Origin of the sequence: Pseudomonas fluorescens (assembly GCF_900636825.1) — a bacterium.
Classification (GTDB): domain Bacteria; phylum Pseudomonadota; class Gammaproteobacteria; order Pseudomonadales; family Pseudomonadaceae; genus Aquipseudomonas; species Aquipseudomonas fluorescens_BG.
This window is the reverse complement of record NZ_LR134318.1, coordinates 5,152,829-5,176,779: the sequence shown is the minus strand read 5'-3', so window position 1 is coordinate 5,176,779 and position 23,951 is coordinate 5,152,829. Positions and strand designations below refer to the sequence as shown.

The following is a 23,951-nucleotide window of genomic DNA, read 5'->3' as shown; positions in this document are numbered from 1 at the left end:
GGTCGCGGCGTATCGCCGGTTTGTGCAGCGAAGCTAAGCTCTTATTGGGGAGTGGGTCTTATCTTCAATGAGGTGAGGGATGGTGGAGCAACGGAAAAAAAACGTGACTAAACCCGAGTTGTACGAAAGGTTGATCGATCGTCTGGGCATGGCTCTGGACGCTGTAAAAACCGCTGACCGGCTGCGCGACGAGCGCCCCCTGGAACTGGAATTGCGTGGCTTGAGCCCCGCCGAGTTCAAACTGGTCAAGGCCTATCTGGATCGCAGTGAACGTGAAACGCAGGGCTGCCTGTCACAAGCCGTGAAGCAGCTCGATGCAGCGCATTCGGCCAAGGTCATCTGGCTCAAGGACAAGGCGCCGCGCAGAGACACCGGCAAGTTCCGCTCTGTGCAGGCCAAGTAACGCATGGCAGGTCATGAACCGGATCTTTTTCAACAGGATCCCGCCTATTGGTTGTAACCCTTGATTAACACTCTTAGGCTTCGGGCATCTGTGGAGATGCCCGATGCCCTTTCGATATTTCATCAAACAACTTTTATTGCCGCCGGGCATTCTTTTGCTGCTGTTGCTGGCCGCATGGTGGCTGCGCCGTTCGCGGCCGCGCCTGGCCCGCGTGTGTTTTGCCGTGGGCCTGGGCGGGTTCTGGCTGATGAGCTTGCCGGTGGTCGTGCAATGGAGCGCCAAGGCTCTGGAGCGCGAGGCGCCGCTGGCCCGCGAGGAATGGGCGACGCTGGCACAACGCGCCGACGCAATTGTGGTGCTGGGCTCGGGGCGCGAACGCGGAGATCTGGCGTGGGGCGATGATCAGCCTACCGGCGTAGGCCTTGAGCGTCAGCGATACGCAGCGCGACTGGCGAAGGCTTCCGGCTTGCCGATTCTGACCAGCGGAGGCCTGCATTACGGCACGCCGCCGACCGAGGCCAAGCTGATGGCGGATTCATTGCGCGACGATTTCGGCGTGATGGTGCGCTGGCAGGAAGGCGAGAGCCGGACCACGTGGGAAAACGCCAAATTCAGCGCCGATATATTGTTGCCGCAGGGGATCAAACGCGTCGTCGTGGTAACGCAGGCGTGGCACATGCCGCGCTCGGTCTGGAGTTTTCAGCAGGCGGGGTTAGAAGTGGTGCCGGCGCCGGTGGGCTTTTTGGGCACTGATAATGCGAGACCGTTTGGTGGCTGGTTGCCGGAGTTCAAATCCATCTGGCAGAGCGGGCAATTGCTCAATGAAGCGGTGGGGCAGGTGGGGTATTCGCTGTTTTACCGTTGAAGATCAAAAGATCGGAGCCTGCGGCAGCTCCTACAGATTCGCCGTGTAGGAGCTGCCGAAGGCTGCGATCTTTTGCTTCTAAAGGGTTTTCGACATCCGGCTCGCCATCAGCGCCCAGCCAAACAGCAGCAAGCAGACAATCATCAGCGGCCACGAACGCCATTGCAGATACGGCGTCAGGTTGTGCATCGGCACCACCTCACCGTACAAGACCCCCTGTTCGAATTGCGGAATCTGCTCGGTAATCTGCCCATAGGGGTTGATCAGCCCGGTGACGCCGTTGTTGGTCGCGCGAATCATCCAGCGACCGGCTTCAAGCGCACGCATCTGCGCCATTTGCAGATGCTGCAGCGGGCCAATCGAGGTGCCGAACCAAGTGTCGTTACTGATCGTCAGCAGCAAATCACTGCGCGCCGACAGACCGGCGGCGAAGTCGGGATACACCACCTCGTAGCAGATGAACGGCGCAATCTGATAACCCTTGGCTTGCAGCAGTGCCTGATCGGCGGGGCCTCGGGCGAAGTCGGACATCGGCAAGTCGAAGAACGCGATCAATCCGCGCAGGATGTCCTGCAGCGGCACGTATTCGCCGAATGGCACCAGTTTCTGCTTGAGATAAGTCCCATCGCCTTCGCCGACCACGGTAATGCCGTTGAAGAAGCGCCGTTCCTGATGCACGGTCTGGCGGATCGGCACGCCGGTGATCAGCGCCGATTTACGCTCGGCAGCGAAGTTGCCCATCATGCGCAGGTAACCTTCGGCGGACTCCTTGAGCACCGGCACGGCAGTTTCCGGCCAGATCAGCAGATCGACCGGTTTGGAACGGAAACTCAAATCGCGGTACAACGCGAGCTGCGCGTTGAGTTCGGCCGGATCCCATTTCATGCTTTGCGCAACGTTGCCCTGAATCGCCGCCACGCTCAGCGGCGCGCCCGAAGGGCTGGTCCAGGCGTGGCCCTTGAGCGCGATACCCGCCGCCCACGGCCCGATCAACAGCACCAGGCCGGCGACGACAAAACCTGTGCGGCGTGTTTGCAAAAGGCGCGGCGCGTTGTAGATCAGCGCAGCGGTCAACGCGAGCACGAACGAGACCAGCCACATACCGCCGACCGGGGCGAGCCCGGCCAACGGGCCGTCGAGCTGGCTGTAACCGGAATACAGCCAAGGGAACCCGGTGAGGAACCAGCCGCGAAACATTTCCTGCGCGACCCACAGCGCGGCGAAGGCGAGGGCATCGGCCAGCGGCGCTTCGTTGCGGCGCAACCAGCGCGCCCAGAGCCACGCGGGCAGGGCAAAGAACCAGGCAATTGCTGCGGTAAACAGCAGCATCAGGAAACCGGCCAGCAGCACCGAAGCGCCGCCGAAGTGATGAATGCTGTAATAGATCCAGCTGGTGCCGGCGCCAAACAGCCCGAAACCGAAACACCAGCCACGGCCCAGCGCCTGGCGCGGACTCAGCTCACGCAAACCGGCATAGAACAAGCCGACCGCCAGCAAAGCCAGCGGCCAGATGTTGAAAGGTGCCAGAGCGAACGTGGTGATTGCACCGGCCGCCACGGCCAGCAGGTTACCGGGCCAGCCGGGGCGGGTTGTCCAGCGCATTTCAGTCCTTAAATTTACCGGGCGATAGGTGTCAGTCGCAGCAAGTGAATCCGACGGCTGTCGGCGTTCAGGATGCGGAAACGATAGGCGCCGATTTCAGTGATTTCGTTGCGCTTTGGCAAGTGCCCGAACGCGCTCATCACCAGACCGCCGACAGTATCGAACTCGTCGTCGGAAAATTCGCTGTCGAAGAACTCGTTGAAGTTCTCGATCGGCGTCAGCGCCTTGATCAGGAAGTCGCCACTTGGCAGCGGCTTGATGTAGCTGTCTTCTTCGACGTCGTGCTCGTCTTCGATGTCGCCAACGATCTGTTCCAGCACGTCTTCAATGGTCACCAGGCCGGCCACACCGCCGTATTCGTCGATGACGATGGCCATGTGGTTATGGTTGGCGCGGAACTCACGCAGCAATACGTTCAGGCGCTTGGACTCCGGCACGAACGTGGCCGGGCGCAGCAGATCCTTGATGTTGAAGCTGTCGCCGTTCTCCTTGAGGATCAGCGGCAGCAGATCCTTGGCCAGCAGCACGCCCATGACGTCGTCATGGCTTTCGCCGATGACCGGATAGCGCGAGTGGGCCGAATCGACCACGGCCGGGAGGAATTCACGGGGTGTCTGGGTTGCCTTGATGCTGATCATCTGCGAACGCGGCACCATGATGTCGCGTACTTGCAGGTCAGCCACCTGAATGGCGCCTTCGACGATGGCCAGCGCTTCGCTGTCCAGCAGTTTGTTCTGATGTGCATCACGCAGCAGCTCGAGGAGCTCCTGACGGTTCTTCGGCTCGTGGGCAAAAGCCTGGGTCAGTTTACCCAGCCATGACTTCTGCCCGTTGCTCGATCGATCTTCGCTCATAGCGATTACTCTGAATCCTTTGTTGTAACGATAGGGGATGGTTCGGTGTCGTCGTCCGCGTACGGATCGGGATAGCCCAGTTCGGCAAGCAACTCGCGTTCCAGCGCTTCCATTTCCTCGGCTTCGTCGTCATCTATATGGTCATAACCGAGCAGATGCAAGCAGCCGTGAATGACCAGATGTGCCCAGTGGGCCTTTAGTTCCTTGCCTTGTTCGGCGGCTTCGCGCTCAACCACGGCCACGCAGATCACCAGATCGCCGAGCAATGGGATATCGAGAAACTCATCGGGCACTTCGGCGGGGAATGACAGGACGTTAGTCGCGTAATCCTTGTGGCGCCAGGTGTGATTCAGCTCGCGGCCTTCTTCTTCGTCGACCAGTCGAATGGTCATTTCCGAATCGGCGGTGCGTTGGCGCAGCGCCAGTTCACACCACCGGCGAAAATCGGCCTCAGCGGGCGCGGACGCTTCGGTAGCAACCTGCAGGTCTAGCTCAAGCATCGCGCGGGGTATCCTTGGGTGCATCGGCGCGGCTTTCAAAGCGCTCGTACGCTTCGACAATCCGCTGCACCAAAGGATGGCGCACCACGTCTTTGGGCTGGAAATGCGTGAAGCTGATGCCCGGCACGTCTTTGAGCACTTCGATCACATGGTGCAAACCGGACTTGGTGCCACGCGGCAGGTCGACCTGCGTGATGTCACCGGTGATCACCGCAGTGGAGCCAAAACCGATCCGCGTGAGGAACATCTTCATCTGTTCGACGGTAGTGTTCTGGCTTTCGTCGAGAATGATGAAGCTGTTGTTCAGTGTGCGCCCGCGCATGTAGGCCAGTGGCGCAACTTCGATCACCTGACGTTCGATCAGCTTGGCCACATATTCGAAGCCGAGCATCTCGTACAGCGCGTCGTACAGCGGGCGCAGGTACGGGTCGATCTTCTGTGACAAGTCGCCTGGCAGAAAGCCGAGTTTCTCACCCGCTTCAACCGCTGGACGCACCAGCAGGATGCGGCGGATCTGCTCGCGCTCAAGGGCATCGACCGCACATGCCACGGCCAGGTAGGTCTTGCCGGTACCGGCCGGACCGATGCCGAAGTTGATGTCGTTGCCGAGGATTTCCTTCACGTAGCGCTGCTGATTCAAGCCGCGTGGGCGAATCATGCCTTTTTTCGTGCGCAGGGCTACGGTTGGTTCGGCGGGGGCGGGGTTGTCGAGGTCTTCGCCAGCCGATTCCTGCAGGAACAGGTGGACCATGTCCGGCGACAGCTCGGTACCTTTGGTTTCCCGGTACAGGCGGCGCAGCAGGTTTTCCGCAGACGTGGTGAGTTTGGGGTCGCCGATCAGCTCGAACTGGTTTCCGCGATTGCGGATCTCGATGGCCAGGCGCTGTTCGATCAAGCGCAGATGCTCGTCGAATTGCCCGCACAGATTGGCGAAGCGGCGAGCCTCAAACGGCTCGAGGATAAAACGATGTGGTTCTATGGGTGCGTTCAAGGTCGTATTTAGCCGCCCTGGGGCAATTGAGATGAAATCAAGGATAACGCCAGAGGCGTGGGTGCGAAAGCTCTTAAATATTCCTGACGTCGTGACCGTCAAGATCGCAGCCTTCGGCAGCTCCTACAGCGGAAAGTGAACTTGTAGGAGCTGCCGAAGGCTGCGATCTTTTCATTTATTGAATCAGCGAGCCACGCAGCGAGTGCGGTTGCGCCGCATCGATGTGCACGTCGGCGAACTGGCCGATCAGCGTTGGATTGTCGCAGCGGAAATTGACGATACGGTTGTTCTCGGTGCGCCCCTGCAGTTCGCCAGGGTCTTTCTTCGAGTAATCGGTGACGAGGATGCGCTGGATCGAACCGACCATTTGTCGGCTGATCTCGAATCCCTGCTGATTCAAGCGATGTTGCAGCGCGTTCAGTCGCTCTTTTTTCAATTCTTCCGGCGTGTCGTCGGCAAGGTCCGCGGCCGGGGTGCCCGGGCGCTGGCTGTAGACGAACGAGTAGGAGAAGTCGAAGCCGACGTCGGCAATCAGCTTCATGGTCTGTTCGAAGTCTTTCTCGGTCTCGCCGGGGAAGCCGACAATGAAGTCCGAGCTGATGCAGATCCCCGGCACCGCGGCGCGCAGTTTGCGCAGCTTGGATTTGTACTCGAGCGCCGTGTGGTTGCGCTTCATCGCTGCGAGAATTCGGTCAGAACCCGATTGCACCGGCAAATGCAGGTGCTTGACCAGTTCCGGGACGTCGGCGTGAGCCTGGATCAGGCTGTCCGAGAATTCCAGCGGGTGCGAAGTGGTGTAGCGAATGCGGTCGATGCCATCGATTGCCGCCACGACGCGGATCAATTCCGCCAGATCCGCGAGGCGACCGTCGTGGGTGGTGCCGCGATAGCCGTTGACGTTCTGCCCGAGCAAGGTCACTTCACGCACGCCGTTTTCGGCGAGATGGATGACTTCGGCGATCACGTCGTCGAATGGCCGGCTGACTTCTTCGCCGCGGGTATAAGGCACCACGCAGAACGTGCAGTACTTGCTGCAACCTTCCATTACCGACACGTACGCGCTCGGGCCGTCGATGCGCGGTTCAGGCAAGTGGTCGAACTTTTCGATTTCCGGAAACGAGACGTCAACTTGCGGCAGCCTGGTGATGCGTGCGGCGTCGATCATTTCCGGCAGGCGGTGCAGGGTCTGCGGGCCGAAGACTACGTCGACGTACGGCGCGCGATCACGGATCGCCGCGCCTTCCTGACTGGCGACGCAACCGCCGACGGCAATCACCATTTCCGGGTTGGCCAGTTTCAGTTCGCGCCAGCGACCCAGTTGCGAATACACGCGATCCTGGGCCCGCTCGCGGATCGAGCAGGTATTGAGCAGAATCACGTCGGCATCTTCGGCGCGGGCGGTGACTTCCAGGGCCTGATGTTCGCCCAGCAGATCGACCATGCGCGAGCTGTCGTACTCGTTCATCTGGCAACCGTGGGTTTCGATATAGAGCTTCTTGGCCATGGAATAGAGTCATCACGTGATTCAAAGAACCGCGCATTATAGGGAACAAGCCCTCAGGTTCCTACCGCTGCGCGTCCGATGGCTATGCTATAGTTCGCGCCCTCATTTTTACCCCGATGTTATCCGCCCGCCATGACCAAACGCGAAGCTCCAATCTACAAGGTGATTTTCCTCAACCAGGGACAGGTGTTCGAAATGTACGCCAAGCAGATCTATCAAAGTGATCTGTGGGGTTTCCTGGAAGTGGAAGAATTCGTCTTTGGCGAGCGCACGCAAATGGTCGTTGATCCGAGCGAAGAAAAGCTCAAGGCGCAGTTCGAAGGCGTGGTGCGCAGCTTTGTGCCGATGCACTCGATTGTGCGTATCGACGAAGTGGAACGTCTGGGTACACCAAAAATCAGCGAAGCCCGCGGCGCGGTCGGCAATGTGATGCCGTTCCCGATGCCGATGCCTGAGAAGTAAGCCTCAAGACCGATTCGCGCCCATCGCTACAAGCAATCAGGGCAGTGGCGAGAACGGCGTACGCCCATCGGCGCTCTGCAGTTCCATCAAGTATTTGCGGAAAATCTGCCCGAGCACTTGAGTCGCGGTTTCGAGGTCTTCGCGGGACATCGTCTCGGAGACTTCGTCGGCGGTGTCCAGTGCGTCTTCGGCGCCGTTGACCGCGGCCATCTTCAGCACGATGTACGCCTGAATATTATTGGCTTGTACGCCTTCGCCGTGGAAGAACATCGTGCCGAGTTTGAATTGCGCCTGCGCATGGCCTTGCAGCGAGGCTTTTTCGAAATAGCTCAGGGCTTGATTGAGGTCGCGCGGCGCATTCTTGCCGTCGTAGTAGAACTCACCCAACTCGTATTGCGCTTGCGCATCCCCTTCGTCCGCCGCTTTCTGGCAGGCGGCCAGTGCCTGCGTGACGTCTTGCGGCTGAGTATTGAGGGTGCAACGACCCATCGCCGGGATCAACAACGAGTTGCCGCCTGCTTGTGCATGCGCGAGCAGGGGCTGAAGGAGCAACAGGCAGCCCAAGGCAAGGATGCGGCCGGTGCGGTTCATGGGAATCGACTTACCTCTGAAGGGCACGCGGACCCGTCGAGGGATCCAATAAGCGCGCATTATGAAATAAGCAGGGCCAACCTTACAAAGTCTTTACTCGTTTTTCTGCTGCGCGGGGAATATAGCGCCCACTTTGCGCAGGATTTTGGCGAATGCGTGGGAAAAACCGCGGGAATATAGGCGAATGCTGACGCTGGCGATAGCCAACGTCAGCGGTGGGGCGATTACTTCAATGCAGCGAAGGCGCGCTCGGCAGCGTCCAGCGTCAATTTCAACTCGGCATCACCGTGGGCGATCGAGGTGAAACCTGCTTCGAAAGCGCTCGGTGCCAGGTACACGCCACCTTCCAGCATCAAGTGGAAGAAGCGCCCGAACAACGCAGCGTCGCTGGCCATCACATCGTCGAAAGTGACGATGTCGTCGGCGCCGCTGAAGTACAGACCGAACATGCCGCCCGCCTGAGTGGTCACGAACGGAATGCCCGCGGCATCGGCGCGTTGTTGCAGACCGTCGAGCAGGCGGGTGGTGTAGTCGGTCAGCTCGGCGTGGAAACCCGGACGGCTGATCAGGCGCAGGGTGGTCAAGCCAGCGGCCATGGCCAGCGGGTTACCCGAGAGCGTGCCGGCCTGATACACCGGGCCCAGCGGCGCGATGCGCTGCATGATCTCGCGCTTGCCGCCGAAACAGCCGACCGGCATGCCGCCGCCGATGATCTTGCCGAACGTGGTCAGGTCAGGATTGACCCCGTAGTGAGCCTGGGCACCGCCGAGGGCGACGCGGAAACCGGTCATCACTTCGTCGAAAATCAACACCACGCCATGTTTGTCGCACAGCGAACGCAAGCCTTCGAGGAAGCCAGGCGCCGGCGGCACGCAGTTCATGTTGCCGGCCACCGGTTCAACAATGATGCACGCCACGTCCTGACCCACTTCGGCGAGCATCTGTTCGACCGCGTCGATGTCGTTGAACGGCAACGTCAGCGTGTGTTTGGCGAACGCCGCTGGCACACCGGCCGAACTCGGTACGCCTTGGGTCAGGGCGCCCGAACCGGCCTTGACCAGCAGACTGTCGGAGTGGCCGTGGTAGCAGCCTTCGAATTTGATGATGCTGTCGCGGCCGGTGTAACCACGGGCCAGACGGATCGCACTCATGGTCGCTTCGGTCCCGGAGCTGACCATGCGCACCATGTCCATCGATGGCACCAGCGAGCAGACCAGATCGGCCATCTCGGTTTCCATCGCGGTCGGCGCGCCGTACGACAGGCCGTGTTGCAATTGATTGCGCACGGCATCCAGCACGTCAGGATGGCTATGGCCGAGGATCATCGGGCCCCACGAACCCACGTAATCGACATAACGCTTGTCGTCTTCGTCAGTGACGTAGGCGCCTTCGGCGTGCTTGAAAAACAGCGGCGTGCCGCCAACGCTCTTGAACGCGCGCACTGGCGAGTTCACGCCACCGGGAATGTGTTTCTGGGCGTTGGCAAACAGGGTTTCGGAACGAGACATGATCGGGCTCTCAATCTTCAGGATTTGAACAATTCGTTGAACGCGCGGGCGCGGCGGGTCACTTCGGCGGTGCTGTCGGCACCAAACAAGCCGTGGACCACCGCGAGCAGATCGACCCCATGGGCCACCAGTGGTGCGGCGTTATCGAGGGTAATGCCGCCAATCGCGCAGATCGGCAAGTGCAGCTTTTGCCTGGCTTCGTCGAGCAGATCCAGACTGCACGTCGGCGCGCCGGGCTTGGTATTGGAATTGAAGAAGCGGCCGAAAGCGACGTAGCTCGCGCCTTCTCTGGCGGCTTGTTCGGCGAGGGTGACTTGCGCATGGCAGGTGGAGCCGATGATCGCTTTCGAGCCGAGCAGGGCGCGGGTCGGCGACAACGGGCCGTCCGTCTGCCCCAGATGCACGCCAACGTTGAGGCGTGCGGCCAGTTCGGCGTCATCGTTGATGATCAACTGCGTTCTATAGCGCTCGCACAGGTTGCGCAGCGCTTCGGCCTCGCGCAGACGGCGGGCCTCATCGCTGCTTTTGTCGCGGTATTGCAGCAGGGTGACGCCGCCTTCCAGCGCCGCCTCCACATAAGACAGAAACTTGCCGGCCAGCAGTTCGCTGTCGGTAATGGCATACAGGCCACGTAGTTTCATCGGGCAGACCTCACGACGTTACGAGCAGAAATCCAGCGGCAGGCGACGCGGAACAAACTGGCCTTTGCCCAGTTGTTCGGCATCGCGCAGGGTGCGCCAGGTGTAATCCAATGCACTGCGCACCGCGCTGGCCAAGTGTTCACCTTGTGCCAGACGCCCGGCCAAAGCGCTGGCCAGTGTGCAACCGGAGCCGTGATAGCTACCCGGCAGACGCTGACAGATAAAGGTTTCACGCAGACCATCGCGGCTGTACACGCGGTTGTGGATTTCAGTTTCGTCGCCATGGCCGCCGGTGATCAGCAGGTTCTTGACGAAAGGCAGGAGTTTTTCCGCGCACTCGTCCGCGGTGCCTTCGGGCAGTTCAGCGAGAATGCGTGCTTCAGGCAGGTTAGGGGTGGCGATGATCGACAATGGCAGCAAACGCTCGCGCATCGCATAACCGACTTCATCTTTGCCCAGGCGTCCGCCGCCACCGGCGCGCAGCACCGGGTCGCAGACCACCGGCAAATGCGGGTGCGCGGACAGCAGTTCGACAACAGTGTCGACCATCTCCAGCGAACCGAGCATGCCCAGTTTCACCGCTGCGACTTCGGAGTCGTTGAGCACGGCGTTGGCCTGAGCCAACACCCACTCACGGTCGAGGACGCGGAAATCGGTGACGTTGACGGTGTCTTGCACGGTCAGGGCGGTGACGGCCGGAGCCGCATGGCAACCCTGCGCGAGCAGGGCTTCGATATCTGCCTGCAAGCCGGCGCCACCACTGGGGTCGTGGCCGGAGAGACAGAGGACAACGGGGCGGGAGCTGTAGATATTCATGGTGCGCGAGCTTACCACCAAAGCTGATTTGCGGGTTCAGTCCTGAAAGCGTTAACCAGAAGATTGTCCGACACTGCGCCTATCCTTGTGGCGAGGGGGCTTGCTCCCGCTCGGCTGCGCAGCAGTCGCAAGACCTGTACGTGTAGTGTGGGCGTTATAAAACGAATGGGACCGCTTCGCAGCCCAGCGGGAGCAAGCTCCCTCGCCACAAAAGCCCAACCTGACCGATCCAACAGCTCTAGCTCGGTGCTTTGCTCTGGAACGCCCGTTCTAGAGCCCTTGTAGGAAAAATTTCCATGGTGCTCAATGGCCATCAACGGCTATGCTAGGCTGGATCCAAACAATCACAGGTAATACCGGTTTACGTCTACTCAAAAGGAATGGGGGGCTTCCTGACACAACCGGACGAGCCACGCTGGGGCTTCAATGCGCTATTTGCTGATGTTGCTGTTCTGCTTGCCCCTCATGGCGAGCGCCGTCGAGTTCGACGAATTCACTCAGAGCCTGCCGCTGGGCCGATCGCTGCAAGTGTTCGAAGACCCGAGCGGTCAGGCGAGCATTGCCGATGTACGTGCGCAAGCCGCCGCAGGTCACTTCCAGGCTCACGATAAAGCCACGCTGAATGCCGGTTATTCACGCTCGGCGTTCTGGCTGAAGATCGACCTGCATTATCGCCCGAGCAATCCCGCCGCCCAGCGCACCTGGCTGCTGGAACTCGCGTACCCGCCGCTCGATCATCTCGACCTGTACCTGGCCGATGCCGACGGCAATTACCGCCTCGCCCGCCAGACCGGCGATGCCTGGCCGTTCGCCAGCCGCGAAATCCGCCAGAACAACTACTTGTTCGATCTGCCCTTCGACCCGGACCAACGACAAACCATCTACCTGCGTCTGGCCAGTCAAGGCTCGATCCAGGCACCGGTGACCTTATGGTCGAGTACCGCGTACCTTGAAGATCAACCCGTGCGCCTGTATGTGCTCGGCATCATCTACGGCGTGTTGTTGGGGATGCTGGTCTACAACCTGTTCATCTATCTGAGCGTGCGCGACACCAGCTACCTCTATTACATCTTTTACATTGGCTCGTTCGGCCTTTATCAACTGTCGGTCAACGGTGCGGCAGTTGAATATTTCTGGCCCGACAACCCGTGGTGGGCCAACGCCGCAACGCCGTTTTTCATCGGTTGCGCCGGCCTGTTCGGCAGCCAGTTCGCCCGTAGTTTCCTGCAGACGAAAACCCACAGCCGCTGGCTGGATCGTTTGCTGATCGGCCTGATCGTGTTCAGTGCGCTGGTGATCGGCCTGTCGCTGATGACCAGTTACGCCCTGGCCCTGCGCCTGGCGACGACGCTCGCCCTGACCTTCACCGTGGTGATTTTTGCCGCCGGGATTCAGGCCTGGTGGCGCGGCTTGCGCGTCGCGCGTTATTTCATCATTGCCTGGTCGGCGTTCTTGCTCGGCGGCATCGTCAATACGCTGATGGTGCTGGGCCTGTTGCCGAACGTGTTCCTGACCATGTACGCCAGCCAGATCGGTTCGGCGATTGAAGTGGCGCTGTTGTCGCTGGCGCTGGCCGACCGCATCAATGCGATGCGCGAACAGCAGGCGCAGACGCTCTACGATGCCGGGCAGAAACTCGAGGTGCTCAACCAGCAATTGGCGCACAGCAACAAACTCAAAGACGAGTTCCTCGCGACCCTGACCCATGAATTGCGCACGCCCATGAACGGTGTGATCGGTTCTCTGGAGCTGATGCAGACCGTCGAGCTGGATCCCGAACTGGAGCAGTACCACCAGACCGCCGCCGGTTCCGCCCGCGACATGATGCGCATGGTCAATGGCATTCTCACCCTCACCGAACTGCAGGCCGGCAAGCTCAAGGACGCGCCGGGCAGTTTCAGCCTGCGGGCGGTGGTCGAGGCGTTACGCGTGCAGTTCGACGGCAACGCGGCGAGCAAGTCGCTGGACTTCAAGGTCGACGTGCTGCCAACCCTGCCGGATCGCTTGTACGGCGACAGCGGCAAACTCGCGCAATGTCTGGAATGCCTGCTCGACAACGCGATCAAATTCACTCGCGTCGGCGGCCTCGCTTTGCGCGTCACCGGCAAACCGTCGACCGGCAATCGGCTGGCGCTGTCCTTTGCAGTGATCGACACCGGCATCGGCTTTACCGATCTTGGCGAAGCGACGATGTATCAGCGGTTCTTCCAGCTCGACGGTTCGATGACGCGCGAGTACGGCGGTCTGGGCGTGGGCCTGGCGATTTGCCGACAGTTGGTGGAATTGCTCGGCGGCAAACTGACCCATCGCTCAGAGCCGGGGCATGGCAGTCGTTTCCAGCTCGATGTCGAGTTCGAACTGCCGGCTACTGAAACTGCGCCCGGCCCGGCGCCGAGCCGTGACATCGCGCGCGCACCGCAGGATTGCACGGTGTTGCTGGTGGACGACAACAGCGTCAATCAACTGGTGATGCGCGGCATGTTGCTCAAACTGGGGTTCCGCGTGCGCACCGCTGACAACGGCGCGGCGGCGCTTGACTGTCTGTGCCGAGAAACCGTTGACGCGGTGCTGATCGATTGCCAGCTGCCGAGCCATGAAGGTGCGTCGCTGTGTTGCCAGATCCACGCGTTGCCGGGGTGCGCCAATCTGCCAGTGTTCATGCTGGCGTTGACCGGCGATCGAGAGCTCGGCGCCCCTGGCATCGCCGTTGATTATCTGAACAAGCCAGTGAAATTCGAAGATCTTCAGTCCGCGCTGGAACGGCGAGTCCTCGCCTGCTGATAGGGTAAAAGCGCCGCAAAATCGGCGCCTATGACACTTTGATCAACCGTGGGCCGGTGCTTAACTGGTTCTCCGGTTGATTCAAGGAGCCCCGTCATGAACCTGCATCAGTTCGCCGAAACCCACGAAGTCAGTAACCAGCCACCGTCACTGGACGGCACCAACCTGTACCGCATCGACTTGCCGCTGCAGGAATGGTCGCGGCGCTTTGGTGCCGGTTGGGCCGAGTCGCGAATTGATGCTTACGGGGCTTTGGCCGGTGGGCCGTTGATGGAGGAGGGGTTTCTCGCCAACCAGAACAAACCGACGTTCGCCAGCCACGACCGCTATGGCCATCGCATCGATCTGGTCGAGTTTCACCCGGCTTATCACGAGCTGATGCGCACCGCGATCGAACACGGCCTGACTTCGCTGCCGTGGGCACAACCGCAGGACGGCGCGCATGTTGCCCGCGCGTCGATGACCTATCTGCACAGCCAGGCCGAGGCCGGTAGCGGTTGTCCGCTGACGATGACGTTCGCCAGCGTGCCAGCCCTGCGTTTGCAGCCGGAGTTGGCCGAACAGTGGCTGCCGAAAGTCCTCGCCACTCAGTACGATCCGCGCAACGTCGGCATGGCGCACAAGGCTGGCGTGACCATCGGCATGGCCATGACCGAGAAGCAGGGCGGCACCGACGTGCGCGCCAACACCACCAAGGCTTATCCGGTCGGCGCCAGTGGCCCCGGTCAGGCTTATGAGCTGGTTGGGCACAAGTGGTTCTGTTCGGCGCCGATGTGCGATGCCTTTCTCACCCTGGCGCAGACCGACAAGGGCTTGAGCTGCTTTCTGCTGCCGCGCCATCGCCCGGATGACACACGCAATCAGTTCTACATCCAGCGCCTGAAAAACAAGCTCGGCAACCAGTCCAACGCCTCCAGCGAAGTGGAGTTCCGCGGCGCGCTGGCGTGGATGGTCGGCGAAGAAGGGCGCGGCGTGCCGACGATTATCGAGATGGTCGCGATGACCCGCTTCGATTGCATGGTCGGTTCCAGCGCGCTGATGCGCCAGGCGCTGACCCAGGCCAGCCACCACTGCGCGCACCGCAAGGTCGGCGGCAAACTGCTCAGCGAGCAGCCGTTGATGCAAAACGTATTGGCCGATCTGGCGTTGGAAAGCGAAGCCGCGTTGGCCCTGAGTCTGCGCATGGGCAAGGCGCTGGATCACCTAAATGATCGGCATGAAGCGCAGTTTGCCAGGTTGGTGACAGCGGTGGGCAAATACTGGATCTGCAAGCGCGCACCGGGAATGATCAACGAAGCCGCCGAATGCATGGGCGGCGCCGGCTATGTCGAGGACAGCATTTTGCCGCGCCTGTACCGCGAAGCGCCGGTCAACTCGACGTGGGAAGGTTCGGGCAATGTGCAGTGTCTCGATGTGCTGCGCGCACTGTCTAAAGAGCCTGGCGTGCTGGATGTGCTGTTCAGCGAATTGGGTGATGGCCATGGCGACAAGCGTTTGGCCGCACATATTCAACGGTTGCAGGCGCAGTTCAAGGACACCGGCGACATTCAATATCGGGCGCGGCAGTTGACCGAAGATATTGCTCTCGGTTTGCAGGCCAGACTATTGCTGGAAGCAGGCAACTCGGCAGTCAGTGACGCGTTCATTGCCAGCCGTCTGAGCGGTGGCGGGCGAGTCTACGGTGCGTTGCCGCGCGGCCTCGACATTGAAGCCCTCGTCGCCCGCTCAACCCCGCAAGGTTTCTGACCCTCTCACAAATCCCGTGTAGGAGCTGCCGAAGGCTGCGATCTTTTGATCTTGCTGTTTATCAGATCAAAAGATCGCAGCCTTCGGCAGCTCCTACAGGGATCGCAGGTGATGCAGATATTGTGCGGTTGCCAACATGCCACTGTTCCCGTGCGCTCACGATGCAGGCAAGATGAAGCTCTGCAAGTCAGAACACAGGAAGCTGATCGTGACCGAAGCGTTTATCGTTGTTCAAACCGCCGAACAAGCCGTGGATCGTCTGGCCGAGCTGCATGAGCGGGCCACCACTGCGCTGAATTCGGCGCTCAAGCGTTACCTCAAGGATCGCGTCGAACCTGACGCAGCGCAGCGTGCTCTGTTTCGTTATCCCGAACTGCGACTGACCTATCACTGCCAGGGTGAAGTCCCGCAAACCACCCGCGCGTATGCCAAGGTGCAACTGCCCGGCACTTACAGCGTCACCGTCACCCACCCGGCGGCGTTTCGCAAATACCTGCTCGAGCAACTGACGCCGTTGATGCACGACTTCACCGTGACCGTTGAAGTCGGCGTCAGCCAGCAGAACATTCCTTACCCATACGTAGTCGAGCAGGGCGATGAGCTGGCCGGTTCCGGCGTCACCGCCGCCGTGCTGGCGCGAGTGTTCCCGAGTACCGACCTGTCCGCCGCCACCGATGGCATCGCCGACGGTCTCTACGATTGGGAAAACACCGATCCGCTGCCGCTGGCGCTGTTCGACGCCGCGCGCGTGGATTTCTCCCTGCGCCGTCTGGTGCATTACACCGGTAGCGACTGGCGTCATGTGCAGCCGTGGATTCTGCTGACCAACTACCACCGCTACGTCGACCAGTTCATCGTGCATGGCCTGGAGCAGTTGCGCCGCGACCCGCGTTTCGTGCGCATGGTGTTGCCGGGCAACGTGATCATCGAAAAGAGCATGGATCACGGCGAAGCCTCGGCGATTGCCGCCGGGGTGGTCTGGCACCGTTATCAGATGCCGGCCTATCACCTGATCGCCAATGACGGGCACGGTGTGACGCTGGTGAATATTGGCGTCGGCCCCTCCAACGCGAAGAACATTACCGATCACCTGGCCGTTTTGCGCCCGCACTGCTGGCTGATGATCGGTCACTGCGGTGGCTTGCGTCAGTCGCAAACCATCGGCGATTACGTGCTGGCTCACGCCTACATGCGTCGCGATGGCATCCTTGACCGCGTGGTGCCGCCGAACATTCCGATCCCCGCACTGGCCGAAGTGCAGCTGGCGCTGCAACAGGCGGCGGCGAATGTCACTGGCGAGAAGGGCGATGACCTGAAAAAACGTCTGCGCACCGGCACCGTGTTGACCTACGACGACCGTAACTGGGAACTGCGCTGGGCCCAGGAACGGCCGTTGATCAACCTGTCGCGCGCGGTGGCAGTGGACATGGAAAGCGGCACGATTGCCGCGCAGGGTTATCGCTTGCGGGTGCCGTACGGCACGTTGCTCTGCGTATCCGACAAACCGCTGCACAGTGAAATCAAGCTGCCGGGCTCGGCCAACGCCTTCTACGAGCGCGCGGTCAGCCAGCACTTGAAGATCGGCATCGAGGCAGTGGATCTGCTGCGCACCGAACTCAATTCGCTGCACTCGCGCAAACTGCGCAGCTTCGACGAGCCGCCGTTCCGTTGATTTGTTGATGGTCATTTAACGGTCAGGCTACTAGCATTGTCAGCCCTGACCGTTAGATGTTCCTTCCGCCATGTCTCGTCCCCCGCGTCCCCCTTCGCGCCGTCCCGGTGTGAAGCCGCAATCTTCGTCCCCACGCCGTGTCGCGAAAGCGCCGCCGGCCGAGCCGAAACTCATTCTGTTCAACAAACCGTTCGATGTGCTGACGCAATTCAGCGACGGCGAAGGGCGGGCGACGCTCAAGGATTACATCGATGTGCCGGGCATTTATCCGGCCGGACGCCTTGATCGCGATAGCGAAGGCTTGCTGCTGTTGACCAACGACGGCCAACTGCAAGCGCGCATTGCCGATCCGAAACACAAACTGGCGAAAACGTATTGGGTGCAGGTGGAAGGCGAGCCGACTGCCGAACAATTGCAGCGCCTGCGCGACGGCGTCGAACTGAATGACGGCATGACCTTGCCCGCTGAAGCGCGGCACCTGGATGAGCCGCAATTGTGGCCACGCAATCCGCCGGTGCGCTTTCGCAAAAGCGTGCCGACGAGCTGGCTGGAACTGGTGATTCGCGAAGGGCGTAACCGGCAGGTACGCCGCATGACCGCGGCCGTCGGGCTGCCGACGTTGCGTCTGGTGCGTGTCAGGATCGGCGACTGGACGATCGACGGGCTTGATCAGGGCCAGTGGCAGGAAGTGCCGGCGCGCCTATAAAGCGCCGGATTCGATCAGGCCGATCACCACACTCTTGATGATGAACGCGGCCACGCCCAGCCCCAGCACGAAGAACAGAATGAACGAGCCGAAACGCCCCGCCTTGGACTTCTTCGCCAGATCCCAGACGATGAAGCCCATGAAAATGATCAGGATGCTGACCAGACCGGTCATCATCCACTCTTCAAGTAATGCTGGATCCATTGGCTATCTCCGACGCGCGCGCGACTAAAAGGGCGCGGCGAGTATACGCCAGCGGCGCAATGCGAGGCATTGACCTGAGTCGGTGTGCCACGCGTTGTGCAGGAGCTGCCGAAGGCTGCGATCTTTTGATCTTGATCTCTTAAAAACAGAATCAAAAGATCGCAGCCTTCGGCAGCTCCTACAGGGGGGCGATGTTCAGCTGCGCAGATGGGTGAGGGGGAGTTCGGTGCTGTTTAGAACCTGATTCAGCACAAAACTCGAGCGGACACTGGTGACCCCTTCGATCCGGGTCAGATGCCCCAGCAGCAATTTCTGATAGTGGTCCATATCAGGCACCACCACCTTCAACTGATAGTCCGCATCCACCCCCGTCACCAGACTGCATTCCAACACCTGCGGCAGCGTGCGAATTGCCGCTTCGAAGTTCTCGAAACGCTCTGGTGTGTGCCGATCCATGCCGATCAGGACATACGCTGTCAGGCTCAGGCCAAGCATCTTGCGATCAAGCAATGCCACCTGCCGCGATATATAGCCATCGTCTTCCAATTGCTTGACCCGGCGCGAGCAAGGCGAGGGCGACAGACCGATGCGCTCGGCCAGCTCCTGGTTGGAGATGCGGGCGTCGCGCTGCAATTCCGCCAAAATACTCAGGTCGTAACGGTCGAGTTTGCTCATCAGTCAGTCCTTTATTGTAACTATTGCGGCGGATTATCTATCCAGGGTTAAAAATTGCGCAAGTGGTGTTTATTTCAGCAATCTTCGCAATCCTCTGTCGCGGTCTCAGGCCTATTCTTATCACCAGAATCACTGCTCGGTAACACAGTCCACGCGGCCCGCCCAATCCGGCCTGCCGCGGCCGCCACCCCCACCGGGGCTGAGCCGGCCCCCGAGCTGCACACTGTCCAGAAGACGGCGTGAGGTGAGCCGACGTCAAAAGCGTCGAGCCAGGACGAAGTTCTCTAGAAGGGAGGCCGACGGGTCTCCCTTTTTTCTTGCTCGCAATTTCATCTGGCGATCTCAATAAATAAGTCGCGCGACTGATAACCTGTTGCAGAACCGGACGTATGGCTTCCGGTCTTAGTGACAGGCCGCTCTTATCAACAGGCCTCAGTGAGGAAAAGCATGAAGTCGCGCATCTGGCGTCTGGCCGGTGTTGGTTTGCTGTGTGCAAGTATCAGCGCGCAAGCGCTTGCCGATGAGCCGCACAATCGTGGCCCCGATGGCGGTGGCCGGGGTCCGCAAAACAACGAGATCATTCGTGGCGACAACAGCCGTCAGTTCGAACACAACGACAATGACAATGGCCGGTCGCGGGATCGTGATCAGAATCGCCCTGCCTATAATCCCAATCCGGTGCGCCAGCCGCCACCGCCGCCGCAACTGCCGGCCAACAGCCTACCGATCCAGCCACGACCCGACACCGTGCACCAGACCCAGGAACCGCGTCAGGGCTATTACCGTGACGAGCGTCCGCAAAATGGTTACCACAATCAGCAATGGCAGACGCAGCACCGTCCCGATGACAATCGCTGGCCGGGACGTCCGGACGGCCACGGCAACGGCTGGGGCCCCGGCCCGCAATATCGTCCGGGCCATGTGATCGACCGCTTCCCGGATCGCGACTATCGCGTGCCTTACCGCGGGCAGGATTATTTTTACTCCGGCGGCTACTGGTATCGCCCGCAAGGCCCGCGCTACATCGTCGTGCAGCCGCCGCGGGGGATTCGCATTCAGTATTTGCCCGATTATGCTCGTGAAGTTTGGATCGGTGGCTCGCTGTTGTTCCTCGCTGCCGGCTCTTATTACGCCTATCAAGAGGCGACGCAGGATTACGTCGTGGTCGAGCCGCCAGTTCAGCAACAGCCGCAGCCGCAAGCTCAGGGCTATGACGTTGAAGCCTATCCGGCCAACGGTCAGTCGCCGGAACAGGTGCAGCAGGACGGTTATCAGTGCTACCAATACGCCGTGCAGCAAAGCGGTTTCGACCCGCGCACCGCGACTTATCAACCAGCGCCCGAAGTGGTTCAGTCGTATCGACAGGCTCAGGGCAACTGCCTGAGCAGCCGCGGTTATCAGGTCAGATAAAAGCAGCGGCGAGCTGCGAGTTTTGAGTTACAAGCTTGAAGCTTGAGGCTCGCGACTTGTAGCTGCTTTTACCGGGTCAGCGTGCACCAGCACTTCGGCTCGCGGGTAGGCTTTGTGAATGGCATCGGCGGCCTGATCGCTGATGCCATGGGCCACCGACAGGGTCAGTTCGCCAGGCAGCTCCAGATGCAACTGCACAAACCAGTGATTGCCCGAGATGCGCGTGCGCAGGTCATGCGCGCCCAATACGCCGGGCACGCTGCACGCCAACTCGAGCATGTGCTGGCTGACGTCGGTCGGCAGTTCTTCATCCATCAATACCGAAAAGCTTTCCCGGGCGATCTGGATCGCACTCCACAGAATGTAAGCGGCGATTCCCAGGCCGAACCACGCGTCCAGTTGCGCAAAACCCAGCCCGGCCAGAATCAGCGCAACCAGAATGCTGCCATTGAGCAGCATGTCCGAGCGGTAGTGCAGCGAGTCGGCGCGCACCGCATTGGAACCGGTCTGTTTGATCACCCTATGTTGCAGCATCAGCAATGCCGCAGTCAGCAGCAGCGAGAAGACGATCACGCCGATGCTCAGCCAGGGTGCTCCAAGAGGTTGTGGATCGTGGAGCCGCTCATACGCCTGCAACGCGATCAACACCGCGCTGCCACCGATGAACAATGCCTGCGCCATGCCCGCCAGCGATTCCGCCTTGCCGTGGCCATAACGATGATCGTCATCGGCCGGGCGCAACGCGTAATGCACCGCCAGCAGATTGAGCATCGAGGTGACGCCATCCAGCGCCGAATCGGTAAGGCCGGCGAGCATGCTCACCGAGCCGCCCAGCCACCAGGCGATGGCTTTGGCGACGATCAGCGTGCACGCCACCGCTACCGAGGCGCGGGTCGCCAGCCGTAACAGGCGCGCATGTTCGGTGTTAGCGGTCATTGAAAATCCTTGTTCAGGCGGCCGGTTGCAGACCGAACATCGCCAGTTGCTGAGTGCTGCCCTTATGCTGAATCAGGCGCGGGTCATCCAGCGCCTTATTTATTTCAACGGCAGCTTTGCCCAGTTCGCTTTCAAGAATCGTTTGCAACTTTTGATTATCAACCTGACCGTCAGCGCCAATGGCTTGCTGGAGCTTGGCCGGATCGATCTGCGCGGTGTGACCCGGTTCGAAATAGATCGCGCCAGTGGCGAAGTCGACGGCAAACGCGATCAGGCCGGGAATGATGTAGAACAGCAAGCCGACGGCGTCGAGCGCGGCAACCGCCGGGTCGATCTTGCCGTCGATCTGACCGCGACGGTCCGGATAGAAAATCGAACCGCACGCCGTGATCTGCGTGAGCAGGGTCGCGACCAGAACACCGCCGATCAGGCGAAAAGGTAAGCGCATGCAAAATCTCCTGAGTCTCATTGAAAACGAAGCGTCGTCATCTGCAATTAAGACCCTGACAAACGCCCGGCAGTTCGCCGTTATACTCGCCCCTCTGTTTGGGAGCCAGCATGATTTCTTTGCCGATCGACGATGTTTTACCCGCCCTGCGTGAAGCCCTCGCGTCACGCGATGAAGCCGTGCTCGAAGCACCGCCCGGCGCGGGCAAGACCACCCGCGTGCCCTTGGCCTTGCTCAACGAAGCGTGGCTGGCCGGGCAGACCATTCTGATGCTCGAGCCGCGCCGCCTGGCCGCGCGGGCAGCGGCGGAGCGCCTGGCCAGCGAGCTGGGCGAGCAGGTCGGTGAAACCGTCGGTTACCGTATCCGCCTCGACAGCAAGGTCGGCCCCAACACACGTATCGAAGTGGTCACCGAAGGCATTCTCACCCGGCGCTTGCAGGACGACCCGGCGCTGGAAGGCGTGGGCTTGCTGATCTTCGATGAATTCCACGAACGCAGCCTCGATGCTGATCTGGCGCTGGCGCTCAGTCTGAACGGTCGCGAGCTGTTTCGCGCTGAACAGCCGCTGAAGATTTTGCTGATGTCGGCGACGCTGGAGGGCGAACGTCTGGCTGGCCTGCTCGACGACGCGCCAATCCTGCGCAGCGAAGGCCGCATGTATCCCGTGACGATGCGCTGGGGGCGGCCGTTTCAGCCCGGCGAATATATCGACCAACGTGTCACGCAAACGGTACTCGAAGCGCTGCACGATGAAACCGGTAGCCTGCTGGTGTTCCTGCCGGGACAGGCGGAAATCCGTCGCGTGCATCAACAACTGTCCGATGCCATCGGCGAGCGCAGCGATGTGTTGCTGTGTCCGTTGCACGGCGAACTCGACCTCAACGCACAACGCGCGGCGATTGATCCGCCGCCGTCCGGTCAGCGCAAAGTGGTGCTGGCGACCAACATCGCCGAGACCAGTCTGACCATCAACGGCGTGCGCGTGGTGATCGACGCCGGGCTGGCGCGGGTGCCGCGTTTCGACCCCGGCAGCGGCATGACGCGGCTCGACACTCAACGAATTTCCAAGGCCAGTGCCACCCAGCGGGCGGGCCGGGCCGGGCGACTGGAGCCGGGTGTTTGTTATCGCCTGTGGTCGCAGGATCAGCACGAGCAATTGGCTGCTTATGGCAGTGCGGAAATACTCTCGGCAGACCTCGCCAGCCTCGCCCTGCAACTGGGGCGTTGGGGCGTAACGCCGGGTGAACTGGTCTGGCTTGATATTCCGCCAGCGGCGGCTTATGCCCAGGCGCAGGATTTGTTGCAGCGCCTCGGCGCGCTGGAAGGCGAAGCGCTGACTGCTCACGGTCAGGCCATGGCCGAATTGCCGGCGCATCCGCGCATCGGTCATCTATTGCTGCGCGGTCAGGCGCTGGGCCTGGCGAACATGGCGTGCGACGTCGCTGCGCTGCTCGGTGAACGCGACATTTTGCGTGGCGCCGGCGCCGATCTGCACAGTCGCCTGGCCCTGCTCTCCGGCACAGAGCGCGCCGCCCGTGGTGCGCAGGGCGGCGTGCAGCGCGCCCGGCAACTGGCGCGGCAATACCGCGGTTATCTTCGCGGCAAGGCGAGCGAACCGGTCAGCGATCCCGAGCATCCGCGTTGGCTCGGTGCCCTGTTGGCGCTGGCCTATCCGGACCGGGTCGCACAACAACGCCGCGCCGGTGGCGCTGAATATCGCCTGGCCAACGGTCGTGCAGCGCTGTTCGCTGAGGCCGACAGCCTGATGAAAGAGCCGTGGATCGTCATCGCTGATCTCGGCAGTCGTCAGGGCCAGCGTGAAGAGCGGATTTATCTGGCGGCGGATTTTGACCCGGCGCTGTTCGATTCGGTACTTGCCGAACAAGTGCGCAGCGTCGATCAACTGGACTGGGACGAGCGCGAAGGCGTGCTGCGCGCCGAACGTCAGCGCAAGGTCGGCGAGCTGATCATCAGCCGTGAACCGTTGACCGGCCTCGACGACAATGCTCGCAGTCAGGCGCTGGTCAATCTGGTGCGACGCAAAGGCCTGGAGCTGCTGCCGTGGACGCCGGAACTGCGCCAGTGGCAGGCACGGGTGGCGCTGTTGCGGCAGTTGGAATTGGCGTCGCAAGCTGAAAGCCAGTGGCCGGATGTCAGCGACGCAACGCTGCTCAACACCCTCGAAGATTGGCTGATGCCCTATCTGGGCAAAGTCTCGCGACTGAGTCATTTCGCCAATCTTGACCTGTCGAGCATCGTTCGCAATCTGCTGCCATGGCCGTTGCCGCAAAAGCTCGATGAACTGGCGCCGCATCATCTGAGCGTGCCGTCGGGGTCGTCGATCCGTCTGGATTACAGCGAATATCCACCGATTCTCGCCGTGCGTTTGCAAGAGCTGTTCGGGTGGGCGGATACGCCGCGAATTGCTGGCGGGCGCCAAGTGGTCAAGCTGCATTTGCTGTCACCGGCGCGGCGGCCAGTGCAGGTCACGCAGGATCTGGCGAACTTCTGGCGCAGCACTTACGCCGAGGTGAAAAAGGATCTGAAGGGGCGCTATCCGAAACATTACTGGCCGGACGATCCACTGGTCGCCGAGGCCACCGCACGGGCCAAGCCGCGCGGTACCTGAAGATCG

The 23,951-nt window shown here is 60.9% G+C and carries 22 protein-coding genes; 9 read left to right on the top strand and 13 right to left on the bottom strand.

Annotated elements, in window-relative coordinates; all coding sequences use genetic code 11:
• Positions 1-79: 79 nt before the first annotated feature.
• The gene (locus tag EL257_RS23600; protein ID WP_126366657.1) at positions 80-403 is read left to right on the top strand and encodes a hypothetical protein; all 324 of its coding nucleotides are present in this window, start codon (positions 80-82) and stop codon (positions 401-403) included.
• 103 nt (positions 404-506) lie between these two features.
• Positions 507-1,268: a YdcF family protein gene (locus EL257_RS23595; protein WP_126366655.1), complete on the top strand. Its 762-nt coding sequence runs from the start codon at positions 507-509 to the stop codon at positions 1,266-1,268.
• A 78-nt stretch (positions 1,269-1,346) separates the two neighbouring features.
• Here EL257_RS23595 and lnt read toward each other — a convergent pair whose 3' ends face one another.
• From lnt to miaB, 5 genes are all read right to left on the bottom strand, one after another.
• Positions 1,347-2,870: an apolipoprotein N-acyltransferase gene (lnt, locus tag EL257_RS23590; protein ID WP_126366653.1), complete on the bottom strand. Its 1,524-nt coding sequence runs from the start codon at positions 2,868-2,870 to the stop codon at positions 1,347-1,349.
• Between the two features lie 14 nt (positions 2,871-2,884).
• Positions 2,885-3,724, bottom strand: coding sequence for an HlyC/CorC family transporter (locus tag EL257_RS23585; protein WP_007909641.1), 840 nt, complete (start codon positions 3,722-3,724; stop codon positions 2,885-2,887).
• A 5-nt stretch (positions 3,725-3,729) separates the two neighbouring features.
• A complete protein-coding gene (gene ybeY / locus EL257_RS23580) occupies positions 3,730-4,224 on the bottom strand; it encodes an rRNA maturation RNase YbeY (protein WP_126366651.1) in 495 nt (164 codons plus the stop codon).
• Positions 4,217-5,215: a PhoH family protein gene (locus tag EL257_RS23575; RefSeq protein WP_126366649.1), complete on the bottom strand. Its 999-nt coding sequence runs from the start codon at positions 5,213-5,215 to the stop codon at positions 4,217-4,219. The genes ybeY and EL257_RS23575 overlap by 8 nt, the downstream gene beginning before the upstream one ends.
• A 175-nt stretch (positions 5,216-5,390) precedes the next feature.
• On the bottom strand, positions 5,391-6,719 hold the full coding sequence (miaB, locus tag EL257_RS23570) for a tRNA (N6-isopentenyl adenosine(37)-C2)-methylthiotransferase MiaB (RefSeq protein ID WP_126366647.1): 1,329 nt from the start codon (positions 6,717-6,719) through the stop codon (positions 5,391-5,393).
• 132 nt (positions 6,720-6,851) lie between these two features.
• On the opposite strand from miaB, the gene EL257_RS23565 reads away from it, so the two are divergent.
• Positions 6,852-7,181, top strand: coding sequence for a DUF1820 family protein (locus tag EL257_RS23565; protein WP_016773045.1), 330 nt, complete (start codon positions 6,852-6,854; stop codon positions 7,179-7,181).
• 36 nt (positions 7,182-7,217) lie between these two features.
• Here the strand turns inward: EL257_RS23565 and EL257_RS23560 are convergent, their stop codons facing one another.
• The 4 genes from EL257_RS23560 to EL257_RS23545 form a co-directional block, all read right to left on the bottom strand.
• Positions 7,218-7,772 (bottom strand): tetratricopeptide repeat protein, encoded by a 555-nt coding sequence (locus EL257_RS23560; RefSeq protein ID WP_126366645.1) that lies wholly within the window; start codon positions 7,770-7,772, stop codon positions 7,218-7,220.
• A gap of 224 nt (positions 7,773-7,996) precedes the next feature.
• The gene (gene hemL / locus EL257_RS23555; RefSeq protein WP_126366644.1) at positions 7,997-9,280 is read right to left on the bottom strand and encodes a glutamate-1-semialdehyde 2,1-aminomutase; all 1,284 of its coding nucleotides are present in this window, start codon (positions 9,278-9,280) and stop codon (positions 7,997-7,999) included.
• Between the two features lie 17 nt (positions 9,281-9,297).
• Positions 9,298-9,921 (bottom strand): thiamine phosphate synthase, encoded by a 624-nt coding sequence (thiE, locus tag EL257_RS23550; protein WP_126366642.1) that lies wholly within the window; start codon positions 9,919-9,921, stop codon positions 9,298-9,300.
• Between the two features lie 18 nt (positions 9,922-9,939).
• Positions 9,940-10,737: a hydroxymethylpyrimidine/phosphomethylpyrimidine kinase gene (locus EL257_RS23545; RefSeq protein WP_007909650.1), complete on the bottom strand. Its 798-nt coding sequence runs from the start codon at positions 10,735-10,737 to the stop codon at positions 9,940-9,942.
• Between the two features lie 426 nt (positions 10,738-11,163).
• Between EL257_RS23545 and EL257_RS23540 the strand changes: the two genes are divergently transcribed.
• From EL257_RS23540 to EL257_RS23525, 4 genes are all read left to right on the top strand, one after another.
• Positions 11,164-13,518 carry a hybrid sensor histidine kinase/response regulator gene (locus EL257_RS23540; protein WP_126366640.1) on the top strand — a complete coding sequence of 785 codons (2,355 nt, stop codon included), beginning with the start codon at positions 11,164-11,166 and terminating at the stop codon, positions 13,516-13,518.
• A 96-nt stretch (positions 13,519-13,614) separates the two neighbouring features.
• The gene (locus EL257_RS23535; RefSeq protein WP_126366638.1) at positions 13,615-15,264 is read left to right on the top strand and encodes an acyl-CoA dehydrogenase family protein; all 1,650 of its coding nucleotides are present in this window, start codon (positions 13,615-13,617) and stop codon (positions 15,262-15,264) included.
• Positions 15,265-15,436: 172 nt separating this feature from the next.
• On the top strand, positions 15,437-16,936 hold the full coding sequence (gene amn / locus EL257_RS23530; protein ID WP_172604580.1) for an AMP nucleosidase: 1,500 nt from the start codon (positions 15,437-15,439) through the stop codon (positions 16,934-16,936).
• A 70-nt stretch (positions 16,937-17,006) separates the two neighbouring features.
• Positions 17,007-17,642 (top strand): pseudouridine synthase, encoded by a 636-nt coding sequence (locus EL257_RS23525; protein WP_126366634.1) that lies wholly within the window; start codon positions 17,007-17,009, stop codon positions 17,640-17,642.
• Here EL257_RS23525 and EL257_RS23520 read toward each other — a convergent pair.
• Together EL257_RS23520 and EL257_RS23515 are read right to left on the bottom strand one after the other, a co-directional pair.
• Entirely contained in the window at positions 17,637-17,846 is a 210-nt protein-coding gene (locus tag EL257_RS23520; RefSeq protein WP_007909655.1) for a DUF2788 domain-containing protein, read from the bottom strand. The two genes, EL257_RS23525 and EL257_RS23520, sit on opposite strands and share 6 nt — an antisense overlap.
• A gap of 195 nt (positions 17,847-18,041) precedes the next feature.
• Entirely contained in the window at positions 18,042-18,521 is a 480-nt protein-coding gene (locus tag EL257_RS23515; protein WP_007909658.1) for an Lrp/AsnC family transcriptional regulator, read from the bottom strand.
• A gap of 447 nt (positions 18,522-18,968) precedes the next feature.
• Between EL257_RS23515 and EL257_RS23510 the strand changes: the two genes are divergently transcribed.
• Positions 18,969-19,931: a DUF6515 family protein gene (locus tag EL257_RS23510; protein WP_126366632.1), complete on the top strand. Its 963-nt coding sequence runs from the start codon at positions 18,969-18,971 to the stop codon at positions 19,929-19,931.
• Between the two features lie 27 nt (positions 19,932-19,958).
• On the opposite strand, the gene EL257_RS23505 is transcribed toward EL257_RS23510, so the two are convergent.
• Together EL257_RS23505 and EL257_RS23500 are read right to left on the bottom strand one after the other, a co-directional pair.
• A complete protein-coding gene (locus EL257_RS23505; protein WP_126366630.1) occupies positions 19,959-20,867 on the bottom strand; it encodes a cation diffusion facilitator family transporter in 909 nt (302 codons plus the stop codon).
• A gap of 13 nt (positions 20,868-20,880) precedes the next feature.
• Positions 20,881-21,315, bottom strand: coding sequence for a polyribonucleotide nucleotidyltransferase (locus EL257_RS23500; RefSeq protein ID WP_126366628.1), 435 nt, complete (start codon positions 21,313-21,315; stop codon positions 20,881-20,883).
• Between the two features lie 110 nt (positions 21,316-21,425).
• Between EL257_RS23500 and hrpB the strand changes: the two genes are divergently transcribed.
• Complete coding sequence (hrpB, locus tag EL257_RS23495) at positions 21,426-23,945, top strand: ATP-dependent helicase HrpB (protein ID WP_126366626.1); 2,520 nt, start codon at positions 21,426-21,428, stop codon at positions 23,943-23,945.
• The last annotated feature ends 6 nt before the right edge of the window (positions 23,946-23,951 follow it).

Excerpts from the sequence above, each read along its gene's own strand:
- EL257_RS23600 (WP_126366657.1), top strand. The coding sequence starts at position 80 with ATGGTGGAGCAACGGAAAAAAAACGTGACTAAACCCGAGTTGTACGAA.
- EL257_RS23595 (WP_126366655.1), top strand. The coding sequence starts at position 507 with ATGCCCTTTCGATATTTCATCAAACAACTTTTATTGCCGCCGGGCATT.
- lnt (WP_126366653.1), bottom strand. The coding sequence starts at position 2,870 with ATGCGCTGGACAACCCGCCCCGGCTGGCCCGGTAACCTGCTGGCCGTG.
- EL257_RS23585 (WP_007909641.1), bottom strand. The coding sequence starts at position 3,724 with ATGAGCGAAGATCGATCGAGCAACGGGCAGAAGTCATGGCTGGGTAAA.
- ybeY (WP_126366651.1), bottom strand. The coding sequence starts at position 4,224 with ATGCTTGAGCTAGACCTGCAGGTTGCTACCGAAGCGTCCGCGCCCGCT.
- miaB (WP_126366647.1), bottom strand. The coding sequence starts at position 6,719 with ATGGCCAAGAAGCTCTATATCGAAACCCACGGTTGCCAGATGAACGAG.
- EL257_RS23565 (WP_016773045.1), top strand. The coding sequence starts at position 6,852 with ATGACCAAACGCGAAGCTCCAATCTACAAGGTGATTTTCCTCAACCAG.
- EL257_RS23560 (WP_126366645.1), bottom strand. The coding sequence starts at position 7,772 with ATGAACCGCACCGGCCGCATCCTTGCCTTGGGCTGCCTGTTGCTCCTT.
- hemL (WP_126366644.1), bottom strand. The coding sequence starts at position 9,280 with ATGTCTCGTTCCGAAACCCTGTTTGCCAACGCCCAGAAACACATTCCC.
- thiE (WP_126366642.1), bottom strand. The coding sequence starts at position 9,921 with ATGAAACTACGTGGCCTGTATGCCATTACCGACAGCGAACTGCTGGCC.
- EL257_RS23545 (WP_007909650.1), bottom strand. The coding sequence starts at position 10,737 with ATGAATATCTACAGCTCCCGCCCCGTTGTCCTCTGTCTCTCCGGCCAC.
- EL257_RS23540 (WP_126366640.1), top strand. The coding sequence starts at position 11,164 with ATGCGCTATTTGCTGATGTTGCTGTTCTGCTTGCCCCTCATGGCGAGC.
- EL257_RS23535 (WP_126366638.1), top strand. The coding sequence starts at position 13,615 with ATGAACCTGCATCAGTTCGCCGAAACCCACGAAGTCAGTAACCAGCCA.
- amn (WP_172604580.1), top strand. The coding sequence starts at position 15,437 with ATGAAGCTCTGCAAGTCAGAACACAGGAAGCTGATCGTGACCGAAGCG.
- EL257_RS23525 (WP_126366634.1), top strand. The coding sequence starts at position 17,007 with ATGTCTCGTCCCCCGCGTCCCCCTTCGCGCCGTCCCGGTGTGAAGCCG.
- EL257_RS23520 (WP_007909655.1), bottom strand. The coding sequence starts at position 17,846 with ATGGATCCAGCATTACTTGAAGAGTGGATGATGACCGGTCTGGTCAGC.
- EL257_RS23515 (WP_007909658.1), bottom strand. The coding sequence starts at position 18,521 with ATGAGCAAACTCGACCGTTACGACCTGAGTATTTTGGCGGAATTGCAG.
- EL257_RS23510 (WP_126366632.1), top strand. The coding sequence starts at position 18,969 with ATGAAGTCGCGCATCTGGCGTCTGGCCGGTGTTGGTTTGCTGTGTGCA.
- EL257_RS23505 (WP_126366630.1), bottom strand. The coding sequence starts at position 20,867 with ATGACCGCTAACACCGAACATGCGCGCCTGTTACGGCTGGCGACCCGC.
- EL257_RS23500 (WP_126366628.1), bottom strand. The coding sequence starts at position 21,315 with ATGCGCTTACCTTTTCGCCTGATCGGCGGTGTTCTGGTCGCGACCCTG.
- hrpB (WP_126366626.1), top strand. The coding sequence starts at position 21,426 with ATGATTTCTTTGCCGATCGACGATGTTTTACCCGCCCTGCGTGAAGCC.